Annotated in this window: 4 protein-coding genes and 1 pseudogene; 2 read left to right on the forward strand and 3 right to left on the reverse strand. The window is 66.8% G+C overall.

The genetic code is table 11. The annotated features are described in order from the left end of the window. From LH128_RS20300 to LH128_RS20310, 3 genes and pseudogenes are all read right to left on the reverse strand, one after another. Nucleotides 1-104, reverse strand: a pseudogene (locus LH128_RS20300) (ATP-binding protein); the annotation flags it as partial. Between the two features lie 97 nt (nucleotides 105-201). Beyond that, nucleotides 202-1,434, reverse strand: a complete 1,233-nt coding sequence (locus tag LH128_RS20305; RefSeq protein WP_008831560.1) for a cytochrome P450 — start codon at nucleotides 1,432-1,434, stop codon at nucleotides 202-204. Between the two features lie 14 nt (nucleotides 1,435-1,448). Further along, nucleotides 1,449-3,692: a TonB-dependent receptor gene (locus LH128_RS20310; RefSeq protein WP_008831561.1), complete on the reverse strand. Its 2,244-nt coding sequence runs from the start codon at nucleotides 3,690-3,692 to the stop codon at nucleotides 1,449-1,451. A 218-nt stretch (nucleotides 3,693-3,910) separates the two neighbouring features. Between LH128_RS20310 and LH128_RS20315 the strand changes: the two genes are divergently transcribed. Both LH128_RS20315 and LH128_RS20320 read left to right on the forward strand, forming a co-directional pair. Continuing rightward, complete coding sequence (locus LH128_RS20315; protein ID WP_008831562.1) at nucleotides 3,911-5,410, forward strand: acyl-CoA synthetase; 1,500 nt, start codon at nucleotides 3,911-3,913, stop codon at nucleotides 5,408-5,410. A 2-nt stretch (nucleotides 5,411-5,412) separates the two neighbouring features. After that, a partial coding sequence (locus tag LH128_RS20320; RefSeq protein ID WP_008831563.1) for an acyl-CoA dehydrogenase family protein occupies nucleotides 5,413-5,971 on the forward strand: 559 nt, incomplete at its 3' end.

The raw sequence follows: 5,971 nt of genomic DNA on the forward strand, positions 1-5,971 counted from the left end.
GAGCCAAACACCGATGTCCACTCATCAAAGGGAAGATTGCTGGTGATCAGCGTGCTGCCGCGTTCGTACCGCTGGCTGAGCACCTCAAACAGCAACTCGCTGCCTACGGCGGGGGGGGGGGGGGGAGCCGGTCCCCGCCCGCCGTGAGCACCAGATCGGGCAGTTCCAGACCGTCGAAACCAAGCAAAGTCGTTTCTCCTGTCACGCTGGCGTCAGCACCACGTCGAGGTTCTTGAGGCCGTTGATGAAATTGGACCGGAACCGGCGCGGAGGCGACTGGACCGTAAAGCCCGCCACCCGCTCGGCAAGGATGCCGAAAGCGACGCGCAGTTGCATCTCCGCCAGCCGCGAGCCGACGCAGACATGCTGCCCGGTGCCGAAACCGAGGTGCTGTATATTGCCGCGCCCCACATCGAAGCGGTGCGGATCGGGGAACACGCTTTCGTCGCGGTTGGCGGCGATGTACCACATCACGACCTTGTCGCCCTTGGCGATGGCCTGCCCGCCGATCTCGGTATCGGCCATGGCGGTGCGGCGCATGTGCATGACCGGGCTTGCGTACCGTACCATCTCGCGCACGGCGTTCTTCAGAAGGTCGGGCTCGGCGCGGATGCGGTCCCACTGATCGGGGTTCTCGGCAAAGGCGACTATGCTGTGGCTCAGCGAATTGCGCGTCGTCTCATTGGCGCCGACCAGCGCGAGGATCATGTTGCCGGTGAATTCGCGCAAGGTGACGGGCTGGCCGTTCACCTCCATCGTCGCAAGCAACGTGGCGAGGTCCTGCCCCGGCGCGGCGCGGCGTTCCTCGAACAGCTGACCGCAGAAGGCCATGAATTCGCCGAGGATCGTCGCCATCGCCTCGGGGCTCTGGCGGAAGTCCGGGTCGTCCTCGCCGACGAAGGCGTTGGTCCAGTCGTAAAGCTTCACCCACATGTCTGCGGGCAGGTCGAACAGCTCGCACAAGGTCAGCAGCGGCAGCGGCGCGGACAGCAGCGGCACGATGTTCACAGGCTCGCCGAGCGGGATCTTGTCCACCAGCGCAAGGCAGCGTTCGCGGATGCGCTCCTCGATCCCGGCAAGGCGACCCGGGGCTACGGCAGGCATGATGAACTTGCGGTACTGGGTATGCGTGGGCGGGTCGATCGAGATGAACGGCACCCCGATCGCCGATTCCCCCGCACCGGTCAGGCCCACTTCGTTCTCGTTGAAGATGCGGTGGCCGCCGTTCTCGCTGGCGGACGAGAACAGCGCTGGATTGCGCGATACCTCGACGATATCGGCATAGCGGGTGAGCGACCAGAAACCCGCCCCGTCGCTTTCCGGGTTCCAGTAGACCGGCTCCATGCTGCGCAGCATTTCGAACACGTCATGCGGCGCGCGGTCGAGGTAGAGGTCGGGGTCTTTGAGGTCCGGTCGGGTCAGGGTCGGGCTCATGGCGTTCCCTCCGCTCAGAAGCTGACGCGCGCGGTCACGCCGTAGGTACGCGGCGCGGCGGGGACGAGCAGGTTGTAGTTGAAGCCCGCCCCGCGAAGGTCGAGGCCATAGGCCAGAACCTTGCGGTTGAAGGCGTTGTTGATCCAGCCGCGCAGTTCGATGTTGTCATGCTGCCAGACGAGCGCCGCATCGACCTTGGCATAGGCGCCCTGCTGCAGTTCCGAATTGACCTGCCCGGTGCCCGCCACGTCGGTCGTGTTGAAGGGCGAGAAGTACTGGCGGCTGAAGTAGTTGACCGAGGGCGAAAACGTCACGCTGTCGCGCCCGGTGTCGAACACCTTCCAGTCCACTCCGAACTGCGCGGTCCAGCGCGGGGCGAAGGGCAGCGCGTTGCCGGACAGATCGACGCCCTGCAGCGACAGTTCCTTGTAGGTCGCGTGGAGGTAGCCGCCCGAGGCGTTGATCGTGAAGCCGGGCGCGGGGCGCAAGGTGGCCTCGATTTCGCCGCCGTAAACTTCCGCCTTGGGCGCGTTGACGAGGAAGTTGACCGGACCGGCGCGCAAGTCCTGCACCTGCTGGTTGGTGTAGTCGTAATAGAACCCGGCCGCCGAAAGCGTCAGCATGTTGCCCAGCAGGCGACCCTTCACGCCCGCCTCGTAGGCATTGACGCGCTCGGGCTCCACGTAGTTGACGCCTGCCGACGACGTGTAGCTGCCGCCGTTGAACGCGCCCGAACGATAGCCGCGGCTGTAGCTGGCATAGACCAGCAACCCGTTGTCGAAGGTATAGCTCAGCGCCGCACGGCCGGTGAGCGCGTTGTTCTTGCCGTCGAGGTTGAAACGCGCGTTGGGATCGTAGGCACAAGTGCCCGGTGCCCCGCTGCACGGCACGGTGGAGGCGATCGGCGTCATCGCATCGTCCACGCCGCCGGCGAACAGGAAGGCGTAGCCGTCGCGGTACTGGCCTCGATCCCAGGTGTAGCGCGCGCCCAGCGTCAGGACGAGCTTGTCGGTCAGGTCGTAGTCGCCCTGAAGGAACGCGGCGTAGGAGCGGCGGCTCTGGCGGTAGTGCTGGAAGAACCCGCCGTCGACGCCCGCGCCCAGCGCGCTGCCGATGTTGAAGCGGTTGTCGGTGACGGTGCGGTCCCAGCCATAGAACAGGCCGCCGACGAGTTTCAGCGCATCGCCTTCGTAGTTGATCCGCGCTTCCTCGCTGAACTGGCGGAAGCCGGACTGCCACGTGATATCGAGCACGTCGTTGGGCGATCCATCAGCCGCCTGATCGAGATCGAGCTTGCCGCCGTCATACGATGTGATCGAGGTGAAGGTGACGGTGGGGCTCAACTCCACCGAGACGTTGCCCGCGATGCCCCATGCGTCGGTGCGGCTGAGGCCGACGCGGTTCTCGTTGATCTCGAAGAAGCCGAGGTTCGATGCGGCGCGTTCGCTCGGGATGCCGAGCGGGGTCGCCTGCGTACCGCGATCGCGTCCGGCATAGGCGCGGATCTTGATGTCGACGGCGCCGTTGCCGGGCTTGGCGCGCAAGGCGACGCGGCCCTGCAGCGAGTCCACGCTGTTGGCGTCGCGGCCGCCGGGGTAGACGTTGCGGATCTGTCCGTCGCCCTTTTCGTAGTTCGCGGCGATGCGCAGGCCGAGTTCATCCTCGACCATGGTTGTCTCGACCGCGCCTTGCGCCTTGAACGTGTTGTAGTTGCCGTAGCCCGCCTGAAGGTAGCCTTGGGTGCCGCTCAGTGCCGGTTGCCGCGTGATGAAATTGATCGCCCCGCCGGTCGTGTTCCGGCCGAACAGCGTGCCTTGGGGCCCGCGCAGCACCTCGACGCGGTCGAGGTCGAACAGGCCCATGCCATGGCTGGTGCGCGCGGCGATGTAGACGTCGTCGATATAGACGCCGACCGGCGATGCCTGGTTGGAATTGAACTCGTTCGCCACGCTGATGCCGCGCAGCGAGAAGTTGGGCTGGGTGCGCCCGAACGAGCTGCTGACCTGCAGGTTCGGCACTGCCGTCGCCAGCGAGGCGGAGTTGGTAATTCCCTTTGATTCCAGTGCGTCACCGCCCAGCGCAGAGATCGCCAGCGGCACGTCGAGCAGCGACTGCGACCGGCGCTGCGCGGTGACGATGATGTCTCCGGCAACCGCTTCGCTGGCCTGCGGAGCCTGCGTCGCCTCTTGCGCCAGCGCGATGTTGGAAACGCCGCAGCTCAGGATGACGGACGCGATTCCAGCCTTGGTGATGTTCATTTCTACCTCTCCTCCCTCGCCCCGTTTTTCATCTCAGGGGCTTCATCGGGTTGCCCCATGACTAGCCGCTGCGGGCCTCCATGGCTTTAACCGGGCTTGATCCCGTTTTTGTCATTTCTTGCGCTCGCCTTGAGCCAGCGACCCCTTGCGCCCCAATGTCGCGGCGACGGCGGATCGACAGAGTCCGCGCCCGAACTTGCCCGAGAGAGGTTTCATCGATGCACCCCAGGCCCTTCGCCCTCAGCGATGCGCAGCGCCCCGCCCTCGTCATTCCGGCGACGGGAGAAACGGTCAGCTACGGCGAACTGGAAGCCGCCGCCAATCGCGGCGCCCACCTGCTGCGCCACCTCGGCGCGCGGCGCGGCGACGTCGTGGCGCTGCTGATGGACAACGAGAGCGCGATCTTCGAAGTCGCCTGGGCCGCACAGCGCACCGGGCTCTATCTCACCAGCATCTCGACCAAGCTGGGCGCGGCCGACATCGCCTATATCCTGCGTGATTCCGGCGCGCGGCTGCTGGTCCACTCCGACCGCCTCGGCCCCTTCGCCGCCGAAGCCCTGCGCGATGCGCCCGGCGTCGAGAGCTACGATGCCGGCCGCTGGCGCACCGCGGCCGCGTCCTGGCCCGAAACGCCGGTTGAGGACGAAAGCGCGGGCACCGACATGCTCTATTCCTCGGGCACCACGGGCCGCCCCAAGGGCGTGCAGCCGCCGCTCCCGCAAGGCCCGCTGGACGAGACGACGCCGCTCGAAACGATGGGCACCGCGCTCTACGGCATGGACGAGGACACCGTGTACCTTTCCACCTCGCCGCTCTACCACGCGGCGCCGCTGCGCTGGGCGATGACGATCCACCGGCTCGGCGGCACCGTGGTCATCATGGAGCGCTTCGATGCAGAGGAAGCGCTCGCGCTCATCGAGAGCCACCGCATCACCCACGCGACATGGGTGCCCACGCACTTCGTGCGGTTGCTGAAACTCCCGCCCGAAGCGCGCGAGCGCCGCGATCATTCCTCGCTGCGCGCGGTGGTCCACGCCGCCGCGCCTTGCCCGGTGCCGGTCAAGCAGGCGATGATCGACTGGTGGGGGCCGATCGTCCACGAATACTACTCCGGCACTGAATGCTGCGGGATCACCGCGCTCTCCTCGGCGGAATGGCTTGAGCGGCCCGGCTCGGTCGGCAAGGCGGTTCTGGGCACAGTGAAGGTTCTGGCCCCCGAAGGCCGCGAACTGCCCCCCGGGGAAACCGGCGACGTCTATTTCGCCGACGGGCCCTCCTTCGTCTACCACAACGATCCCGCGAAGACTGCCACAGCGCACAATGATCGGGGCTGGGCGACGCTGGGCGACGTCGGCCACGTCGATGCGGACGGCTACCTGTTCCTGACGGACCGGCGCAGTTTCATGATCATCTCGGGCGGGGTGAACATCTATCCGCAGGAGATCGAAAACCACCTCATCACCCACCCCAAGGTCGCCGACGTGGCGGTCATCGGCGTGCCGCACGAGGAGATGGGCGAATGCGTCCTTGCCGTCGTTCGCCCCACCGAGGGGGTAGCCGCCAGCGCTGCGCTTGCGGAGGAACTCGGCGCCTTCGCCCGCGCCGCGCTGGGCAGCGTGAAGACGCCGAAGACGTTCGAATTCCGCGACGAACTTCCGCGTGAGCCCACCGGAAAGCTCATGAAGCGCAAGCTGATCGACGAGTTCAAGGCCCGCTGACCGTGCAACGCCTGATCTTCGAGGAGGAGCACGACCTGTTCCGCGCCTCGGCCGCGCGGTTCATGGCCGCCGAAGTCGCGCCCCACGCCGAACGCTGGCGGGGCGAAGGCATCGTCGAGCGTGAGGTGTACCGCAAGGCCGGAGATGCCGGGCTGCTGTGCCTTTGGGCCGATCCCGCCCACGGCGGCGCGGGCGTGGCCGACCTGCGGTTCGACCAGATCGTCATCGAGGAGAACGTGCGCGGCGGCGAGCCGGGGTTCTACCTGCACCTGCACAGCAATCTCGTCGCCCCCTACATCGCCGCGCTGGGCACGCCGGCCCTGCAGGGCCGGCTGATGCCGCGCGTGGTCTCGGGCGAGACGATCCTGGCCATCGCGATGACCGAGGCGGGCGGCGGCAGCGACCTGCGGGCGATCCGCACCCGCGCCATCCAGGAGGGCGACGGCTGGCGGCTGACCGGCGCCAAGACCTACATCTCCAACGGCATCCTTGCCGACGCGGTGGTCGTCGCCGCGCGCACGGGAGAGAAGACGCTGGGCCTCTTCATCGTCGAACGCGGCA

It is taken from the genome of Sphingomonas sp. LH128 (assembly GCF_000293195.2).
GTDB lineage: Bacteria > Pseudomonadota > Alphaproteobacteria > Sphingomonadales > Sphingomonadaceae > Novosphingobium > Novosphingobium resinovorum_A.